Origin of the sequence: Achromobacter marplatensis, assembly GCF_002209535.1 — a bacterium.
Classification (GTDB): Bacteria; Pseudomonadota; Gammaproteobacteria; order Burkholderiales; family Burkholderiaceae_B; genus Achromobacter; species Achromobacter marplatensis.
The window spans coordinates 180531-198464 of the sequence record NZ_NJIG01000002.1; the positions used below are offsets into that span (position 1 = coordinate 180531).

Here is a 17934-nt window from a genome sequence, read left to right on the forward strand (position 1 = left end):
GCGGGCAGTTGTCGCCTCATCATCGGGCAGACTGCCGAATAAATAAATAGAATCTGCTTGATAAGACAGATCACCAAAATCAATATTGGTGGAGACAAGCGCATGAACCTGAAAGACGTGGACCTAAATTTGCTGGTCGTCTTCAATGAACTGCAGAAGCACGGCCGGGTGTCCGCCGTGGCCCAGAGCCTGGGCATTTCGCAACCCGGCGTCAGCAATGCGCTGGGCCGGCTGCGCAAGCTGCTGGGCGACGAGTTGTTCCTGCGCACGTCGCGCGGCATGGTGCCCACGCCCTACGCGGAATCGCTGGCCCAGCCCATCGCCGATGCGCTGGGCGCGCTGCACAGCACGTTGAACGCGCGGGCACGCTTCGATCCCGCGCGCAGCGAGCGGGCGTTCGTGATCGGCGTGAACGACGTAGGCGAAACCTATTTCCTGCCGCGTTTGATGCGGGCGCTGGATGGCGCGGCGCCCGGCGTCACGATCCGGACGGTGCGCACGACGTCGATCGACGTGAAAGACGAGATGGAGCGTGGCCGCATCGACCTGGCCATGGGCTTCCTGCCGGGCCTGAAAAGCGGCTTTTTCCAGCGCAAGCTGTTCAGCCAGCCCTACGTGTGCATCTTCCGGCGCGACCACCCGCTGGCGCGCTCAGGCGTAACGGCGCGGCAGTTCCGGGCGGCCGAACACGTGGCCATCGTGTCCGAAGGCACCGGCCACGGCGTGGTGGACGAGGTGATCGAACACGCCGGCATCCGCCGCCGCCTGCGGCTGACGGTGCCGCATTTCATGGCGGTGGGGCCGGTGCTGGCCGCCACGGACATGATCGCGGTGGTGCCGCAGCGATTCGCCGACTGCGCCTGTCAGCCTTTCGGCCTGGCGACGGCGCCCTGTCCGGTGAAGATTCCGGCGTCCGTCATCAACGTGTTCTGGCACGCCCGCAGCCACCGCGAACCCGCCAACCAGTGGTTGCGGCAAGTGGTGGTGGACGAGTTCGCGGATTGAGGGGCGGTCAGAACTGGACTTGGGCGGACAGCGCGACGCTGCGGGGGCTGCCCAGGTAATAGCTGTTGAGCCAGTAGTCTTTGCCTGTCAGGTTGTTGACGTTCAAGCGCAGCGTCAACGGGCGGCCCGACACCTTGGCTGCGTAACGCAGCCCCAAGTCGAAGGTGGTGTAGGAGGGCAAGCGGCTGGTGTTGGTGGCCGTCGCCCATTGCTTGCCCACATGGTAGACCCCACCGGTGACGCTGAGCCCCGGCGCGAAAGGCAGTGCATATTCGGAATAAAGTTTTGCCATGAATTTCGGGACGTTTATGGGAACCTGGCCGTCGTTGGCGCCTCCTTCGACGCGTGCATGCAGCAAGGTGGCGCCGCCCATAATGGTCCATCCCTCGGTCACCTTGCCCACGGCCGACACTTCGCCGCCGCGGTGGCGCTGAATACCGTCTTGCGCGTAGACATTTGCGCTGTTGGTGAATTCGTAGGATTTCTCGATATCGAACAATGCGCCGCTGACCAGCACGCCACCCAGTTCGGCCTTGATGCCCAGCTCCTTTTGCTTGCTTTGCATCGGCGGCATGGTCTGCAGCCGGTTGACGGCCTCCTCTGGCGCGATGCCTCCTTGCTCCAGGCCTTCGATATAGGTCGCATACGTCGTCAGCCATGGCGCGGGCGTAAAGATCAGGGACGCGTTGGGCGAGTTCCGGCCCCGGTCATAGTCCGGCTGGGTGGCGTTGCCATTTGCATCGCGGTCGATGGTCTGGATCGTGCTGCGGTTGATGCCGACCAGCGCCGACCACTGTTCATTGAACCGGATCAGGTCGCCAATCATGAAGTTGTCGTTGCGGACGCGACTGGAGAAGTACATCGCCTTGGACGGCGTGGACGGCCAAACCGGCTCCGCGACATGCGTAGGCGAATCCAGCCCGTAGGGGCCCAGATACCCGGTGCTGGGGAAGTAGTTGGTCTGCCATTGCCTGTCCGTGTAGCCGTAATAGCCCATCGTGATCTTGTGGGCGACGGGGCCGGTGCCGAACGAAATGTCCGCCAACGCTTGCCATGATTCCGACTCGGTGCGGGTCGGGCCCACCTTCTGGCGCAACTGGAAATACTCACCGGGTCCGCGCACCGAGTTCATGGTGTGGTATTGCACGGGCCTGTCTTGATATTCGCGGATGTGCGCCACGCGCAGCGTCAGGTTGTCGCTGGCCTCATAGGTGGCGCGAGCCATCCATTTGCGGGTTTCGGTCTCGTCGCGGATCCACGGCTGGCTCCAGTTTTTGCTGGTGTCCAAGGTGGGACGGGACACGCCTTCCCGGAAGAACCAGTAGGACGAAGGCGCCTGCATCTTGTAATCGCCATAGGACGCGCCCAGCTCAAGCTTGAAGCGATCGGTGATGTTGAAGTCCAGTGCCGCGCTGGCCAGCGTGCGGTCGATCTTCTGGTCATCCACTGCGGTGTCGCCGTCCTGGCGCACGAGATTGACGCGATAGCCGACCTTGCCATTGCTGTCGACGGGGCCGCCGAAGTCGCCGTGCACGTAGTACTGGCTGCCGCCGTAGTTGCCTACCGTGATGCTGTTCAGCCGCTCTGCCGTGGGGCGTTTGTTGACGTAGTTCACCATGCCGCCGGGCGAGGCGGCGCCAAACAGGAATCCCGACAAGCCGTTCAGGATTTCGACCCGCTCCTTGTCTTCCAGCGACGCGGCAAAGCCGTAAGAGCGACGCAAGCCATCTTCGGCCCGGTCATAGCTGTTGAAGCCACGGATCTTCACCATCGGCGCCCATCCGCTGATCTGCGGCGTCTGCGACAGGGTGGACGGGCTGATCTTGTAGACGTCGTCCGGGGACTGCGCCTGCACGTTCTGCAGCAGTTCCCGCGACACGACGTTGAAGGCGTAGGGCGTATGCTGCCAATCCATGCCGCCCAGCGCGCCGACGGAAGACAAGGTCCCCGAGCGGTAACCGTCGCTGGCCAGCCCGTCCTGTTGCAGGGCGGCGGTGGCCGACCCGATGACGGTGACACTGGGCAAGGTCGTCACCCCGGGCGTGAGGCTGGCGCGCAAGGTGTATTCGCCGCCGCCGCGGTTGACGGCTTCCAGCCCCGTTCCTGCCAGCAGCGCGTTCAGGCCGCCTTGCACCGATTGCCTGCCGCGCAGGCCGGGGCTGTCGCGGCCGGCGGTCAGCGACGCTTCGACCGACATCTGGATGCCAGCCTGCGCCGCGAACTGCGTCAGGACCCGGCTGAGCGCACCGGGCGCGATGTCGTAGTCGCGCTCGGCCGGCGCGGATTGCGCGGACTGCGCCACTGCCGATACGGCGGTGGCCAGGGCGATGCCTAGCAAGCTGGAACGGATCGCCAGCGACAGGACGGTGCGGCGGATGGGGGGTGACGAATGCATGGCGGGGCCTTGTCGATAGGGAGAGAAGTCGGTCTTCACCCCGTATGCCAAACACGGGCATCGAAAAGGGAACCTCCGCCTGAAAATAGTTGTGCCCGGCGCGAATTACTTCGGAATCACGACCACCCACCAGGGCATGGTGGCCCGCACGCGCACCGGCAGCGTGGCCGCCAGCGCGGCGAGTACGCGGTCCGTGTCGCCCACGGCATAGGCGCCGACGATCCGCAGGTCGGCCACTTCCGGCGCACACCCCAGATAGCCGCGCCGGTAACGCGACAGCTCGGCGATGAAATCGCCCAGGCGCATGTTCTCGGCGACGATCAGCCCGTTGGACCACGAGCGGCGGGCCTCGTCGGCGGGCACCGGCGCGTCGGCGCCGGTGCGGGTAACGCGGGACTGCTGGCCGGCGTGCAGCAAGAGGGGGCGCGCGCCTGCCTGCAATGGCTCGACGCTTACCGCGCCGTCAAACACCGCGACGACGCTGGCGCCGTCTTCCTGGTAGACGCTGTAGCGAGTGCCCAAGGCCCGCAGCCGCGCCTCGGCGGTGTCGACCACGAAGGGGCGGGCGGGCGACTGGATGTCGGGCGCGGTGTCGATCAGGATCTCGCCCGCGATCAGGTGGATGCGCCGCAGGTCCGCACGGTAGTCGACGTCGATCGCGCTATCCGTGTTCAACCACAGGCTGGCGCCGTCGGCCAGCCGGATTTGGCGTTGTTCGCCCAGGCCGGTGGCATGTTCGGCCGTCCAGACGCGCCACGGGGCGGTCCGTGCGGAAGCCCAGACGCCCAGGGCGGTGCCGCACAGCAGGGTCAGCATCTTCATGGCGCGCCGGCGCTGGGCGCGCTTGGCCGCCGCGGCATCCAGCAAGCGGTGCGCCATCGGCTTGTCGCCGCCGGGCACGTTCAGGAATTTGCCGCTGATGGCCTCGACCTGGCTCCAGGCCAGCTGATGGGCGGGGTCCGCATCGTGCCATTGCCGCCAGCGCAACCGCTCATCGGCGGGCACCGCCGGGGCCCGCAACACCGCAAACCATTCGGCGGCTTCCTGCAAGACCTTGAAGCTGGGAGAGGCGCCGCGGGCGGGCATCATGGCGCGACCGGCGCCGGCGCCAGGCTTGAGGTCAGGCACTGCAGCATCGCCTGCGCCATGTACTTCTTCACCATGCGCTCGGACACCTGCAGCTGCTCAGCGATCTCGATATAAGTGAGGCCTTCCAGATGGGCCAACAGAAAGGCGGTGCGGGCCTTGGGATTCAGCTGGTTCAGCAGCGCGTCCAGTTCGCACAGGGCGTCCATCAGCAGCGCGCGATCTTCGGGCGAGGGCAGGTGAGTGTCTGCGACGGTGGCCAGCGTGTCGTGGTAGGCGCGTTCCAGGTCCTGGCGCCGCCAGTGGTTCACGACCAGCCCGTGGGCGATCGTGGTCAGGAATGCGCGCGGTTCGCGTATCGGTTCCTGGTTGCGGAACAGGCGCACGAACGTGTCGTGCGCGATGTCGGCCGCATCGAACGCGTTGCCCAGGCGCTGCCGCAACCATTCCTGCAGCCAGCCGTGATGGTCGCAGTACAGGGACTCGATGCGGGCGGATGCCGCAAGGCGGGGGGAGGACACGATGGAACCGCTGACATGACGTCAATAAGAATGAGTATCAATTATTATTCAGCGGCGCCGGTTTGGCAATCGGCGCATGCCCTTGGCAGGCGGGCTCAGGCTTCCCGCAGCGTGACCGTGAACCAGCCGCGCAGGGCATTGGACAGGCGGATCTCGTCGGCGGCGTGCAGATCGGCCAGCGTCAGCACGCGTTCGCGGACGTTGCCCGTGTCCAGCAGTTCGCCGCGTTGCACGCCGGGCAGGCAGCCGCTATCGACCGGCGGGGTGTACCAATGGCCGTCCATGCGCAGGTACACGTTGCTGCGGCTGCCTTCGCACAGCTCGCCGCGTTCGTTCAGGTACAGCAGGTCGAAGATATGCGGGTGCGCGGGCAGCCATTCGATCGTCTTGGTGTACCAGGGGCGGTGCGTGGTCTTGTAGCGGAGCAGCGGTTCCGAGGAACGCAGCGCCTCGGGCGCCAGCATCACCTCCTGGATGGCGGGCAGCGGCGGCAGCCGGGCGGTCTGAATATGGCGGGAGCCGTCTCGGGCCACCAGCAAGCGTAGCCGATGCGGGCCAGGGGTGACGAGCCCCATCGCGGCGATCATGATGTCGCCTTCCACCGACCGTCCGCCCCAGACATAGCCCAGCGCCTTGCAGGACGCCTCCAGGCGCTGCAGGTGACGGGCCAGCAGGGGTACGCGTTGTTCGGCATCGACCAGGATGGTCTCGATCAATTCGGGTTGCATGGGACTCTCCTGGGACAAGGCGGGCGGGGCCGCGCTCTATGCTACTCCCGCTGCCGCCATCCTACGGTTATATCGTCAGGCGCGCAAAATCCGGGCCTTCCAATGGCATTCCTGCCATTCCTCCGCGGGGTTCGAGTCGTGCACGATGCCGCCGCCCACGCTGTAGACGCCGTGGCCGGCTGGGTCCAGCACCAGGGTGCGGATCGCCACGTTCAACGAGAAATCGCCATCCGGCGCCAGCCAGCCCACGCTGCCGCAGTACAGCCCGCGCGGCGCGGTTTCCATCTGGCGGATGCGGCGCATGGCGGCCACCTTGGGGGCGCCCGTAATCGAACCGCAAGGGAACAGGGCGTAAAGCACGTCTTGCAGCGTGGCCTCCGGCGCCAGCGCCGAGACGGTGGACGTCATGGTCCAGACCGTGGGGTAGCGTTCCAGCGAGAACAGCGCGTCGACCTTGACCGAACCCGGCTGGGCCAGCCGGCCCAGGTCGTTGCGCAGCAAGTCCACGATCATCAGGTTCTCGGCGCGGTTCTTTTCGCTGGCCAGCAATTCCTGGCCCAGGCGCGCGTCTTCGACGGGATCGGCGTGGCGCGGCGCGGTGCCTTTCATGGGGCGGGTCGTCAGCCGCGGACCTTCACGCCGCACAAAGAGCTCGGGTGAAAAAGACAGCACCGTGCGGTCGCCGTCCTGGATGAAGGCGCCGTGGGCCACCGGATTGCGGGCGGCGATGCGGCGGTAGAGCGTGGCCGGATCACCCTGGTACTGCAGATCCAGCGCTTGCGTGAAATTGACCTGATAGAGCTCGCCGTCGCGGATCAGCCCGCGGATGGCGTCGATCTGGCGCACATAGTCTGCTTCGGTCATGCGCGGCGCAGGCAGGCTGATGGACGCGGGCGCGCTGCCGGCGTCGGGCGCGTCCCACGGGGCCTCGTCGATCTTGCGTTCGAACACCAGCGCGGTCAGGCGGGGGCGTCCGTCGTCGCGCGGGGGCGTCCACGGGCCGGCGGGCGCGGCCAGGGCGGCCTCGGGCAACAGCCATTCGCCCAATTCGTAATCCAGCAACAGGGCGATCCATCGCCCCTCCCGCCGCGCGGCCTCGATGGCCGCCAGCACGGGGGCGACGTCGGCCGCGGCGCGCGCTTCGATCCGGGAGCAAAAGCCCTCGAAGCGCAGCGCGCGGCCGGCCAGCCGGTCTTCAAAACGACATTCCATGCGTATTACTGCGGTTGATGTGCCAGGAATTCCGTGAGGACGCGTCCGGTATGGGAGTGGTCGGCCAAGGTCATCACATGTTCCGGCGAGCCTTCGGCAACCAGTTGGCCGCCGCCCGTGCCGCCTTCGGGGCCCAGGTCCAGCAGCCAGTCGGCTTCGGCGATGACGTCCAGATTATGCTCAATCACAACGACCGTGTTGCCCGCCTCCACCAGGCGGTGCAGCACATGAATCAGTTTTTCCACGTCAGCCATCGACAAGCCCACCGTCGGTTCATCCAGCACGTACAGCGTGTGCGGAATGCGCGAGGCGCGGCCGGTCTTGATCAGGCCGTCGGTCAGGCGCGCCTTGGACAGTTCGGTCACCAGCTTGATGCGCTGTGCCTCGCCGCCCGACAGGGTGGGCGAAGGCTGGCCCAAGGTCAGGTAGCCCAGCCCCACGTCCTGCATCAGCTGCAGCGGGCGGTGGATCTTCGGGTGCGCCGCGAAGTAGCCGATGGCGTCGTCCACTTCCATGGACAGCAGTTCGCCGGCATTCTTGCCGCGCATCTGCACGCTGAGCGTATCGCTGTTGAAGCGCGCGCCGTTGCAGGCGTCGCACGGCACCTTCACGTCCGGCAGGAAGTTCATTTCGATGGTGCGCATGCCCTGGCCTTCGCAGACCGGGCAGCGGCCGTCGCCGGTATTGAACGAGAACCGCGCCGCCGTCCAGCCGCGCATGCGGGCTTCGCGGGTATCGGCAAACTGCTTGCGCACGTCGTCCCAGAAGCCCACATAGGTGGCCGGGCACGAGCGCGGTGTCTTGCCGATAGGCGTCTGGTCCACTTCCAGCACGCGGTCGATGGCTTCCCAGCCCTTGATGCTTTCGCAGCCCGCCCAGCCCGGCGACTTGCCTTGCGAGACGGCCTGGCTCAGGTTGTCCAGCAGCACTTCGCGCGCCAGGGTGGACTTGCCGGAACCGGATACGCCCGTCACGACGCTCAGTCGGCCCACCGGGATCTTGGCGTCCACGCTGCGCAGGTTGTGCAAGCGCGCGCCGCGGATCTCGATCATCGGCGTGTCGGCCTCGACCGCGCGGCGCCCTTGCAGCGGGTGTTGCAGCGGTGTTTTCAGATAACGCCCGGTGACGGATTCCGGCGCATCCATCAGGTCCTGCACGGAGCCTTCCGCGACCACGCGGCCGCCGCGGATGCCCGCGCCCGGCCCGATGTCGATCACGTGCGAGGCGCGGCGGATCGTGTCTTCGTCATGCTCCACCACCACCAGCGTGTTGCCGTTTTCTTCCAGGCGGGCCAGCGCGTTCAGCAGGATGCGGTTGTCGCGCGGATGCAGGCCGATGGTGGGCTCGTCCAGCACGTAGCAGACGCCCTGCAGGTTGGAGCCCAACTGCGCGGCCAGCCGGATGCGCTGCGCCTCGCCGCCTGACAGCGTCGGGGCGGCGCGGTCCAGCGCCAGGTAGTTCAGCCCGACTTCCTGCATGAAGTTCAAGCGTCCGCGGATTTCCGTGAGGATGTCGCGGGCGATCTCGCCTTCGCGGCCGCGCGCCACCAGTCCGGTGAAGAACGTGTGCGCATCCGACACGGGCAGCGACGCCAGTTCTGCGATGGTTTTGTCGCGCCAGCGCACGGCGCGCGCCACGCGGTTCAGGCGCTGCCCGTCGCATTGCGTGCAGGCCTTGGCCTCGCCTTCATACCAGGCGTTCCAGGCGGTTTCCTCGCCGGTCTGCTCTTCGTCGAAGCCTTGCAATTGCAGGCCCGTGCCGAAGCAGCCCGTGCACCAGCCGTGCTTGGAGTTGTACGAGAACAGGCGCGGATCGGGTTCGGGGAAGCTGGTGCCGCAAGACGGGCACGCGCGCTTGACCGAGAAATGCTGCTGCTGCAATTCGCTGTTCAACGCTTCGTGCAGCTTGTTCACCGGCCACACTACCGACATCACGCCCTGGCCGTTTTCCAGCGCGCTCTTGACCGCGGCGCGCAGGTCAGCCTCGTTGGCCGGGTCGACCACCACGTCCGCCACGGGCAGTTCGATGGTGTGTTCCTTATAGCGGTCCAGGCGCGGCCACGGGGCCACGGGGATGAACTCGCCGTCCACGCGCAGATGCGTATGGCCCTTGGAACCGGCCCACTTGGCCAGGTCCGTGTAATAGCCCTTGCGGGCGGTGACCAGCGGAGCCAGCAGGCCGATGTGCTCGCCCTTGTGGTCGCGCAGCAGGCGGGCCACGATCTGGTCCGTGTTCTGCGGTTCGACGGCCACGTTGCAGTCCGGGCAGTACTGCGTGCCCAGCTTCACATAGAGCAGGCGCAGGAAATGGTGGATTTCCGTCATCGTGGCCACGGTGGACTTGCGGCCCCCGCGGCTGGTGCGCTGTTCGATGGCGACGGTGGGCGGGATGCCGAAGATGGCGTCCACGTCCGGTTTGCCCGCCGGTTGCACGATGGCGCGCGCGTAGGCGTTTAGCGACTCCAGGTAGCGGCGCTGGCCTTCGTTGAACAGGATGTCAAAGGCCAGCGTGGACTTGCCCGAGCCGGACACGCCGGTGATCACGGTGAACTTGTCGTGCGGGATTTCGACGCTGATGTTCTTCAGGTTGTGTTCGCGCGCGTTGCGGATTTCGATCGCCATATTGCCCTGGCGGCGCGCGCGCATCACGGATTGCAATGGCGTGCCTTCGCCCGCGCCGTTGGCTTGGCCATACGTCGCGGCGGGTTCGGCGATGCGGGCCGTCAGGCCGGCCTGCTCCACTTCCTGCGCGTCGGCGTCGCTGGTCACGACCACGTCGGCCGGCAGGATGCTGACTTCGTAGTCGCGCAGCGCGGCGCCGGTGTGGGACTTGGGGTTGTCCATCAGGTCCTGAGGCGTGCCCACGCCAAGCACCAGGCCGCCGGCGTCGCCGCCTTCAGGGCCCAGGTCGATCAGCCAGTCGGCCGCGCGGATCACGTCCAGGTTGTGTTCGATGACCAGCAGGGTGTGGCCCGCAGCCAGCAGCTTGCGGAAGGCGCGCATCAGGCGCGCGACGTCGTCGAAGTGCAGGCCGGTGGTGGGTTCGTCGAACAGGAACAGGCTGCCCTTCTTGGCGACCTTGGCGGTAGAGATGCCGCTGCGCGCGGCTTCGGCCAGGTGGCCGGCCAGCTTCAGGCGTTGCGCCTCACCGCCCGACAGCGTCGGCACGGGTTGCCCCAGCCGCACGTATTCCAGGCCCACGTCGGCCAGCGGCGCCAGGCCCGTCTGCACGTCGCGCAGGCCCTTGAAGAAGTCCAGCGCTTCGCTGACCGTCATGGCCAGAACTTCGTCGATGGAAGCGCTCTTGCCCAGGTGCTCGACACGCACTTCCAGCACTTCGGGGCGGAAGCGCTTGCCGTCGCAATCGGGGCAGCGCAGGTACACGTCGGACAGGAACTGCATTTCCACGTGCTCGAAGCCGGTGCCGCCGCAGGTCGGGCAGCGGCCGTCGCCGCCGTTGAAGCTGAACGTGCCGGCCGTGTAGGCGCGTTCGCGCGCCAGCGGGGCCTGGGCGAACAGCTTGCGGATGGCGTCGAAGGCGCCTACATAGCTGGCGGGATTGGAGCGGGCCGTCTTGCCGATGGGCGTCTGGTCCACCATGACGACGTCGGCGATCTGCTCGGCGCCCAACAGGCGGTCAAACGCTCCGGGCGCTTCCGACGGCTTGCCCTTTTGCTTGAGCAGCGCGGGATACAGCACGTCCTGCACCAGTGTGGACTTGCCCGAACCCGACACGCCGGTCACGCAGACCAGCCGGCCCAGCGGCAACTCCACCGAGACATTCTTCAGGTTGTGCGCGTTGACGCCTTCCAGCAGCAGCCGCGGCGTGTTCTTGGCGACCGGCATCGGACGCGGCGCTTCCACGCGCTGGCGCCCACCCAGGTAATTGCCCGTCAGGGTGTCGGCGGCGCGCAGCTGCTTGGGCGATCCGTCGAAAACGATGTAGCCGCCGCGTTCGCCGGGGCCCGGGCCGATGTCGATGATGCGGTCCGCGGCGACCATGACCTGCGGATCGTGTTCCACGACCACCAGCGTGTTGCCGGCGTTGCGCAGCCGGTGCATGACTTCGACCACGCGGTGCATGTCGCGCGGGTGCAGGCCGATGGACGGTTCGTCCAGCACGAACAGCGTGTTCACCAGCGAGGTGCCCAGCGCGGTCGTCAGATTGATTCGCTGGACTTCGCCGCCCGACAGCGTGCGGCTCTGGCGGTCCAGCGTCAGGTAGCCCAGGCCCACGTCGCACAGGAACTTCAGGCGCGCGCGCACTTCGGTCATGAGCAGGTCGGTGGCCGCGTCCAGCGCGCCCGAAAACGACAGCTCGTCGAAAAAGCGCCGAACCCGCTCGATGGGCAGCAGCATCACGTCATGGATCGACAGGCCGCCCAGGTGGTTCAGCTGGTCGCGCGTCCAGTTGGCGCCGACCGGCATGAAGCGCTGGTAGCGGCCGTCTTCCGGCGGCAGCACCGTGTCGGCTTCTTCCTTGGTGCCCAGGCGCCACAGCAGCGCGTCGGGTTTGAGGCGAGCGCCGTTGCAGGTGGGGCAGGGCGTGTAGCTGCGGTACTTCGACAGCAGCACGCGCACGTGCATCTTGTAGGCCTTGGTTTCGAGCCAGTCGAAAAAGCGCTGCACGCCGTACCACTGGTGCTTCCAGGCGTCGTTGCCGTCCTTCCAGTCGGGGGTGCCGTAGAGCACCCAGCGCTTGTGCTCTTCGCTCATCGCCTTCCAGGGCACACCCAGCGGCACGCCCGCGCGCGGCGCGTACTTCTGCAGTTCGTCCTGGCATTCCTTATAGGACGGCGTGGTCCACGGCTTGATCGCGCCTTCCAGCAGGGTCTTGTTCTCGTCCGGGATGACCAGGCCGAAATCGATGCCGATCACGCGGCCGAAGCCGCGGCAGGATTCGCAGGCGCCCAGCGGCGAATTGAACGAGAAGCTGCTGGGCAGCGGGTCGGTGTATTCGATGTTGCAGTCGGCGCAATGCAGGCGGTCGCTGTATTTCCAGATTTCCGCGTCGCCGCCTTCGGCGTCCATCACGTAGACGGCCAGGTGCCCGGCGCCCATGCGCAGCGCGGTGTCCAGCGCTTCCATCACGCGTTCACGTTCGGTGCCCGCAAAACGGAACCGGTCCTGGATGACGTGCAGGATGCGGCGTTCTTCGCCGGCGTCCTTCGCGGCCTTGCCCTTCTTGGCGCCTTTGGCGGCTTTACCGCCCTTGGCCGCGGCGGTGGCGCGCGGCACGGCGGTTTCCTCGGCGTGCACGCGGGTGTAGCCCTGCTGCTCAAGAAAGCCGCGCACTTCGTCTTCGGTGAAGTTGGCGGGCACGGCGATGGGGAAGGTCACTACCAGACGCGGATCCCCCGCCACGGCGGCGCGTTCGGCCAGCGAATGGTAGATGGAGTCCGGCGTGTCGCGGCGCACCACCTTGCCGCAGCCGCGGCAGTACAGCCGCGCGCCGCGCGCGAACAGCAGCTTCAGGTGATCATTCAGTTCGGTCATCGTGCCGACCGTGCTGCGCGAACTGCGCACCGGGTTGGTCTGGTCGATCGCGATGGCGGGCAGGATGCCTTCGATGCGGTCCACCTGCGGCTTGTCCATGCGGTCCAGGAACTGGCGCGCATAGGGCGAGAAGGTTTCCACGTAGCGCCGCTGCCCCTCGGCGTACAGCGTGTCGAAGGCCAGCGAACTCTTGCCGGACCCGGATACGCCCGTCACAACGACCAATTCGCCGGTGGCGATAGTCAGGTCCAGGTTCTTGAGATTGTTCTGGCGTGCGCCAACGATGCGGATTTGGGAGCTCATGGACGGTATCGTAGCCTGAGGAAGCCGCCTGCCCGAGCGATAACCCTTCGCTGGTTTCGAGCGCGGCGATATGGAATAATTGCCTATATTGTGAGTCACTGGTCCATAATATGGACATGTATAGGCTAACTAGCTGTACAAATAAACAGTATCGCAGATTCGTCTGACATTCGCGCTGTTTGCCTTGCGAATTCTGTGTGTTCATAGTTAAGGCTGGTTGCCACTATTTGGGGACGTTCTTGTCGGAAACCAAGGTCGCGGGCGCTGCGGCGTTTGCCAAGTTCATGACCGTGCTGCAGGCGGTGGCCGACGCGCCCCAGCCGCCGACGGCCGCCTCGCTTGCGCGCAGTTGCGGCTACCCGCGCCCCACCGTCTATCGCATCGTGGCCGCGCTGGCCGAGCAGGGCATGGTGGCCGAAACCGGCGGCGTCTACCGCCTGGGAACGCGCCTGATGTCCCTGGCCAGCCGTGCCTGGTCGCAGTTCGACTTGCGCGCCGCGCTGGCGCCCGACCTGCAGGCCCTGCGCGACGCCACCGGCGAAACCGTGCACCTGGCGGTGCCTGCCGGCCAGGAGATGATCTATATAGACAAGCTGGAAAGCCCGGGCCCGGTGCGCATGGTGTCGCGCGTGGGGTCGTCGGTGGCGCTGCATTCCAGCGCGGTCGGCAAGGCCTATCTGGCCGCCCTGGACGACGCCGCCCGCGAGCGCCTGCTGCGTGACCTGCCGCTGCCAGCGCGCATGCCGGGCACAGTGACCAGCCTGCCAGCCCTGCGGGCAGTCCTGGACGGGGACCGCGCCCGCGGCTACGCCATGGACAACGAGGAAAATGAAGCTGGCATCGTTTGCTACGGCGTGGCGCTGTGCGATGCGGCCGGCCGGCCCGTGGCGGGCGTCAGCGTCAGCACCTTGCTGTTCCGGCGACGCGATGACCCGCAAGCCGCCTATATCGATCCCTTGCTGCGGCTGCGCGATGCCGCCGCGGCCAAACTCGCCGTCCTGCCGGCATCGTCCGGCGGCGTCTGACCGCCCGCCCCTGAGGAATTCCATGACCGCATCCGCTCCCATTGCCTCCAAGCTATCCGCCCTGTTGGCCGCCCGGGTCGTGCCCGTGCTGCGCTACACGGACGCGGCCACCGCCGCCTATGCCGCCGAAGTCGCCGTGGCGGCAGGCTGCACCACGCTGGAGCTGACCTGGACGATTCCCGGCGTGACCGACCTGGTGCGTGCGCTGCGCGACAAGCACGGCGCCAGCCTGCTGCTGGGCGTGGGCACGGTGCTGGACGAAACCCAGGCCCGCGAGGCGCTGGTGGCTGGCGCCGACTTCCTGGTATCGCCCGCTTTGGCGATCGAGATCGTGGACATGGCGCACGCGGCCGATGCCCTGTGCCTGCTGGGTGCGTTCACGCCTACCGAAGTGCTGGCCGCCCGCCGCGCCGGCGTGGATGTGGTGAAGGTGTTCCCGGCGGACACGGGCGGCCCCAAGCACCTGGCCGCGCTGAAGTCCGTGTACCCGGACACGATCTTCTGCCCCACGGGCGGCATCACCCAGGACAACATGGGCACGTACTTTGCGGCCGGCGCCGGGCTGGTGGGCATCGGCAGCAACCTGTACGACAAGGCCGCGTTCGCCGCGCGCGACACGGCGGCGCTGGTTGCCCAGATCACTCGAACCCGCGAGGCCGCCCATGGCTGATTTCGACATCGTCGCGCTGGGCGAGCCGCTGGTCGAACTGAACCAGACGCACAAGGGTCAGCTGCAGTATTTGCAGGGCTTTGGCGGCGACACGTCCAACGCGGTCATCGCGGCTGCCCGCCAGGGCGCGCGCTGCGCTTACCTGACCCGCGTGGGCAATGATGCGTTCGGGGCGCAGTTCCTGGACTTATGGCAGTCCGAAGGCGTGGACACGACGGGCGTGCAGACGGACGACGACGCCCACACCGGGCTGTATTTCGTGCAGCACGGTCCCGACGGCCACGCGTTCAGCTATCTGCGCCGCGGCTCGGCCGCCAGCCTGATGAACCCGGCCTTGCTGCAAAGCGGCCTGATCGAACGCAGCCGTTTCCTGCACGTGTCGGGCATCAGCATGGCGATCAGCACCAGCGCCTGCGACACCGTGTTCGCCGCCATCGCCCGCGCGCATGCCGCGGGCGCGCAGGTCAGCCTGGATTCGAACCTGCGCCTGCGGCTGTGGCCGGTGGACCGCGCCCGCGCCGTCCTGCGCGAAGCCATGCGCGAGGCCGACGTGTTCCTGCCCAGCATGGACGACATGCAGCACCTGACCGGCAATGACGACCCCGAACGCACGCTGGACTGGATTCGCGACGGCGGTGCGGCGGGCGTCGTGGTGCTGAAACTGGGCAAGGACGGCTCCATCATCGACGACGGGCGCACCCGGACGCCGGTTGCAGCCTTGCGGGTGGACGCCGTGGATGCCACGGGGGCGGGCGATTGCTTCGCGGGCAGCCTGCTGGCGCGCCGCTGCCAGGGCGATTCCTGGGAAGACGCCGTGCGCTACGCCAACGCGGCGGCGGCGCTGTCCACGTTGGGGTATGGCGCGGTCGATCCGCTGCCGCGCGCGGAACAGGTGCTGGAACGGCTGAAATTGCTGGCGGGCTAGGCGGCGTCAGGACGGGGCAGGGTTCTTGGGGACGGATAGCATTCCTGCCCTATACCCAATCTTTCCGCCCCAATTGGCGTAGGCCAAGGATTTCAGGCTAAAATGCCAAGTTATCCGAATTTTTTCCGCCAGCCCTATTTCCGGTTGTGCGGGCCACTTTCCGCAAATTCAACAGGAGAATCAACATGGCTGAACGCAAACGCGTGCGTCGTAACACCCTGGAACGCCGTTGCCTGGGCAAGGCTTTCAAGCGCTTGTTCGTCAAGTCGCCCAAGGGTGTTTTCAAGATGCTGGAAAAGATCAAGCGCGTCTAATCAACGCCCTGATCTGAAAAAATCCCCGCACGGCGCAAGCTGTGCGGGGATTTTTCTTTTGGGGCGCGGCCGGAATGAGCAACCCGCGAGCAACCCCCGAGCGACCCGCGCGCCATCACTCCACCGCCGGCCCCAGCTTGGGCTTGATGAAATCCATGAACGCCCGCGTTTTCGCCGGCTGGATGCTTGACGGGTAAATCACGTAGATCGAGATCGGGTCCACCGACCAGCCCGGCAAGACGCGCCGCAGCGAATTGCGTTTGATGATCGGGTCCAGCGCCTGGCAGTGGGGCATCCGCGTGATGGCCAGATCCAACCCCGCCAGCGTGCCCGCAATGCTCATGTTGTTGGCGGCCAGATGGCCGCTGACCGGTACGATTTCGCTGTCCGTGCCGTTGTGCAGGGTCCAGTGCGAATGGGCGTCGTCGATGGTGGTGCGCAGGCATTGGTGCTGCGTCAGGTCGGCGGGCGTCTTGGGTTCGCCATAGCGTTCCAGGTAGCGGTCGGAGGCATACAGGTAATTGTTCAGCGACACCAGTTCCTGCACCACCGCGCCGTCGCTGCGCGCCACGACCGTGCCGTTGCCATTGCCGTTGCCCGTGTCGATGGCGGCCAGCGGATAGTCGGTGTTGCGGCCAAAGCGCAGCACCACGTCAAACGGGGTGCCTTGCGCATCGGACGCGGTCATCATGCTCAGGTCGAACTCGCACTCCACTTCAGGATAGCGGTCGGTGAAATCGTTGATGGTTTCCGGCAGCAGCCAGATCGCCAGGCTGTAGGGCATGGACACGCGCAGGTTGCCGGACGGGCCGCCGGACAGCGACAGCAACTGCTCGTGCGCCAGGCGGGCTTCGTCGATCAAACCCTGACAGCGACGCATATAGGCCGCGCCAGCCTCGGTCAGGTCCAGCCTGCGGGTATTGCGGTTGATCAGCCGCAAGCCGATTGCGCGTTCCAGTTCGTTGATGCGGCGCGAGAGCGTCGACGTGGGCATGTCCAGCGCGCGCGCGGCCAGGCTGAAGCTCTTGCGCTTGGCAACCTCTACGAACAAGGCGATGTCATTGAGCTGGACGGTCGAAGCTTCCATAGGCATTCCGGATTTGGCCGCCCGAGTTTACGCCACTCCCGCGCGCGCCCCAACGCTTAAAGGTCCCGAATACCCGTCAAAAAATGCAGGGGTTGACAGATTTGATTGCAAATTCGAATGGGTCGGCATCGGTTAACGCAGGCATATCCCCTACACTTCAGGCGAAAACAGTTAAGACCAAGACCGCAGCGGTGTCACGGAGATCGCAAAGGGGCATAGCAGGCATGACCGATACACCAACGTTTTTCACCGTTCTGACGCCCACCTACAACCGGGCGGGTACGCTGCACCGGGTGTATGAATCGCTTTCCCGGCAAACATTCAGGGACTTCGAATGGGTGGTGGTGGACGATGGTTCCACCGACAACACCCACGATTCCATCCTGGATTGGCAGACGCGCGCCGATTTTCCGATCCGCTACGTCTGGCAGAACAACCAACACAAGAAAACCGCGTTCAACCGCGGCGTACGGGAAGCGCGCGGCCAACTGATCGTCGGCCTGGACAGCGACGACGAAATGCCCCCCGACGCGCTGGCTACCTTCAAGGACGCCTGGGAAAGCATTCCGCCCGCACGGCGCGATTCCTATGTGGCCGTCACCGGCCTGTGCGCGCGCCCCGACGGCACGATCGTCGGCGACCGCTATCCGCAGGACGTGTTCGACAGCACGGCGGTGGACGTGTATTTCCGCTATCGCATCAAAGGCGAGAAATTCGGCTGTATGCGCACCGACATCCTCAGAAAATATCCGTTTCCCGAGGATGTGGCGGGTTTCGTGCCGGAAAGCCTGGTGTGGTGGGCGGTGGCGCGCGCAGGCTATCTCAGCCGCTTCATTAACCGCGTGGTGCGCACCTATCATGACACGCCGGGCGGCCTGAGCCAGGGCGCCGTGTCGGTGGCCAACAATGCGCAGGGCCTCTACCTGCTGGCCTGGGACATGCTGCAGCACCACCTGGAATTCTTCCGCTTCCGGCCGCGCGAATTCATCATGGCGGCCGCGCGCTACACGCGTTTCCGGCTGCACCTGAAGCACTCCGGCGTGCCCACGGCCGTCCAGGCCTACCGCCTGACGAACCCGGCGGCGACCTTCATGGTGGCGGCGATGTGGCCCGTGGGTTATGCGCTCTACCGCCGCGACCGTCGACGCGGCGTCGCGTAGGCGCATGC

The 17934-nt window shown here is 66.3% G+C and carries 13 protein-coding genes; 6 read left to right on the forward strand and 7 right to left on the reverse strand.

Annotation, left to right across the window (positions count from 1 at the left end):
- The first annotated feature begins 102 nt into the window (after positions 1-102).
- Positions 103-1005 (forward strand): LysR family transcriptional regulator, encoded by a 903-nt coding sequence (locus tag CEY09_RS04360; RefSeq protein ID WP_088587718.1) that lies wholly within the window; start codon positions 103-105, stop codon positions 1003-1005.
- Positions 1006-1012: 7 nt separating this feature from the next.
- Here the strand turns inward: CEY09_RS04360 and CEY09_RS04365 are convergent, their stop codons facing one another.
- The 6 genes from CEY09_RS04365 to uvrA form a co-directional block, all read right to left on the reverse strand.
- Entirely contained in the window at positions 1013-3400 is a 2388-nt protein-coding gene (locus CEY09_RS04365; protein ID WP_088587719.1) for a TonB-dependent receptor, read from the reverse strand.
- Positions 3401-3505: 105 nt separating this feature from the next.
- On the reverse strand, positions 3506-4528 hold the full coding sequence (locus CEY09_RS04370) for a FecR domain-containing protein (RefSeq protein ID WP_088587720.1): 1023 nt from the start codon (positions 4526-4528) through the stop codon (positions 3506-3508).
- On the reverse strand, positions 4486-5007 hold the full coding sequence (locus CEY09_RS04375) for a sigma-70 family RNA polymerase sigma factor (RefSeq protein ID WP_088587721.1): 522 nt from the start codon (positions 5005-5007) through the stop codon (positions 4486-4488). The genes CEY09_RS04370 and CEY09_RS04375 overlap by 43 nt, the downstream gene beginning before the upstream one ends.
- 95 nt (positions 5008-5102) lie before the next feature.
- A complete protein-coding gene (locus CEY09_RS04380) occupies positions 5103-5735 on the reverse strand; it encodes an aminotransferase class IV family protein (RefSeq protein WP_006226403.1) in 633 nt (210 codons plus the stop codon).
- Positions 5736-5810: 75 nt separating this feature from the next.
- Positions 5811-6947 (reverse strand): aminodeoxychorismate synthase component I, encoded by a 1137-nt coding sequence (locus CEY09_RS04385; protein WP_088587722.1) that lies wholly within the window; start codon positions 6945-6947, stop codon positions 5811-5813.
- 5 nt (positions 6948-6952) lie between these two features.
- Positions 6953-12745: an excinuclease ABC subunit UvrA gene (uvrA, locus tag CEY09_RS04390; protein WP_088587723.1), complete on the reverse strand. Its 5793-nt coding sequence runs from the start codon at positions 12743-12745 to the stop codon at positions 6953-6955.
- Between the two features lie 239 nt (positions 12746-12984).
- On the opposite strand from uvrA, the gene CEY09_RS04395 reads away from it, so the two are divergent.
- The 4 genes from CEY09_RS04395 (at position 12985) to CEY09_RS32690 (ending at position 15679) form a co-directional block, all read left to right on the forward strand.
- Positions 12985-13770, forward strand: coding sequence for an IclR family transcriptional regulator (locus CEY09_RS04395; protein ID WP_006226405.1), 786 nt, complete (start codon positions 12985-12987; stop codon positions 13768-13770).
- Positions 13771-13792: 22 nt separating this feature from the next.
- The gene (locus tag CEY09_RS04400; RefSeq protein WP_088587724.1) at positions 13793-14440 is read left to right on the forward strand and encodes a bifunctional 4-hydroxy-2-oxoglutarate aldolase/2-dehydro-3-deoxy-phosphogluconate aldolase; all 648 of its coding nucleotides are present in this window, start codon (positions 13793-13795) and stop codon (positions 14438-14440) included.
- Positions 14433-15365 (forward strand): sugar kinase, encoded by a 933-nt coding sequence (locus tag CEY09_RS04405; RefSeq protein WP_088587725.1) that lies wholly within the window; start codon positions 14433-14435, stop codon positions 15363-15365. The genes CEY09_RS04400 and CEY09_RS04405 overlap by 8 nt, the downstream gene beginning before the upstream one ends.
- 185 nt (positions 15366-15550) lie before the next feature.
- Entirely contained in the window at positions 15551-15679 is a 129-nt protein-coding gene (locus CEY09_RS32690; RefSeq protein WP_006226408.1) for a hypothetical protein, read from the forward strand.
- 115 nt (positions 15680-15794) lie between these two features.
- Here CEY09_RS32690 and CEY09_RS04410 read toward each other — a convergent pair whose 3' ends face one another.
- Positions 15795-16766: a LysR family transcriptional regulator gene (locus CEY09_RS04410; protein ID WP_088587726.1), complete on the reverse strand. Its 972-nt coding sequence runs from the start codon at positions 16764-16766 to the stop codon at positions 15795-15797.
- A gap of 224 nt (positions 16767-16990) precedes the next feature.
- On the opposite strand from CEY09_RS04410, the gene CEY09_RS04415 reads away from it, so the two are divergent.
- On the forward strand, positions 16991-17926 hold the full coding sequence (locus CEY09_RS04415) for a glycosyltransferase family 2 protein (protein ID WP_006226410.1): 936 nt from the start codon (positions 16991-16993) through the stop codon (positions 17924-17926).
- Positions 17927-17934: the final 8 nt, after the last annotated feature.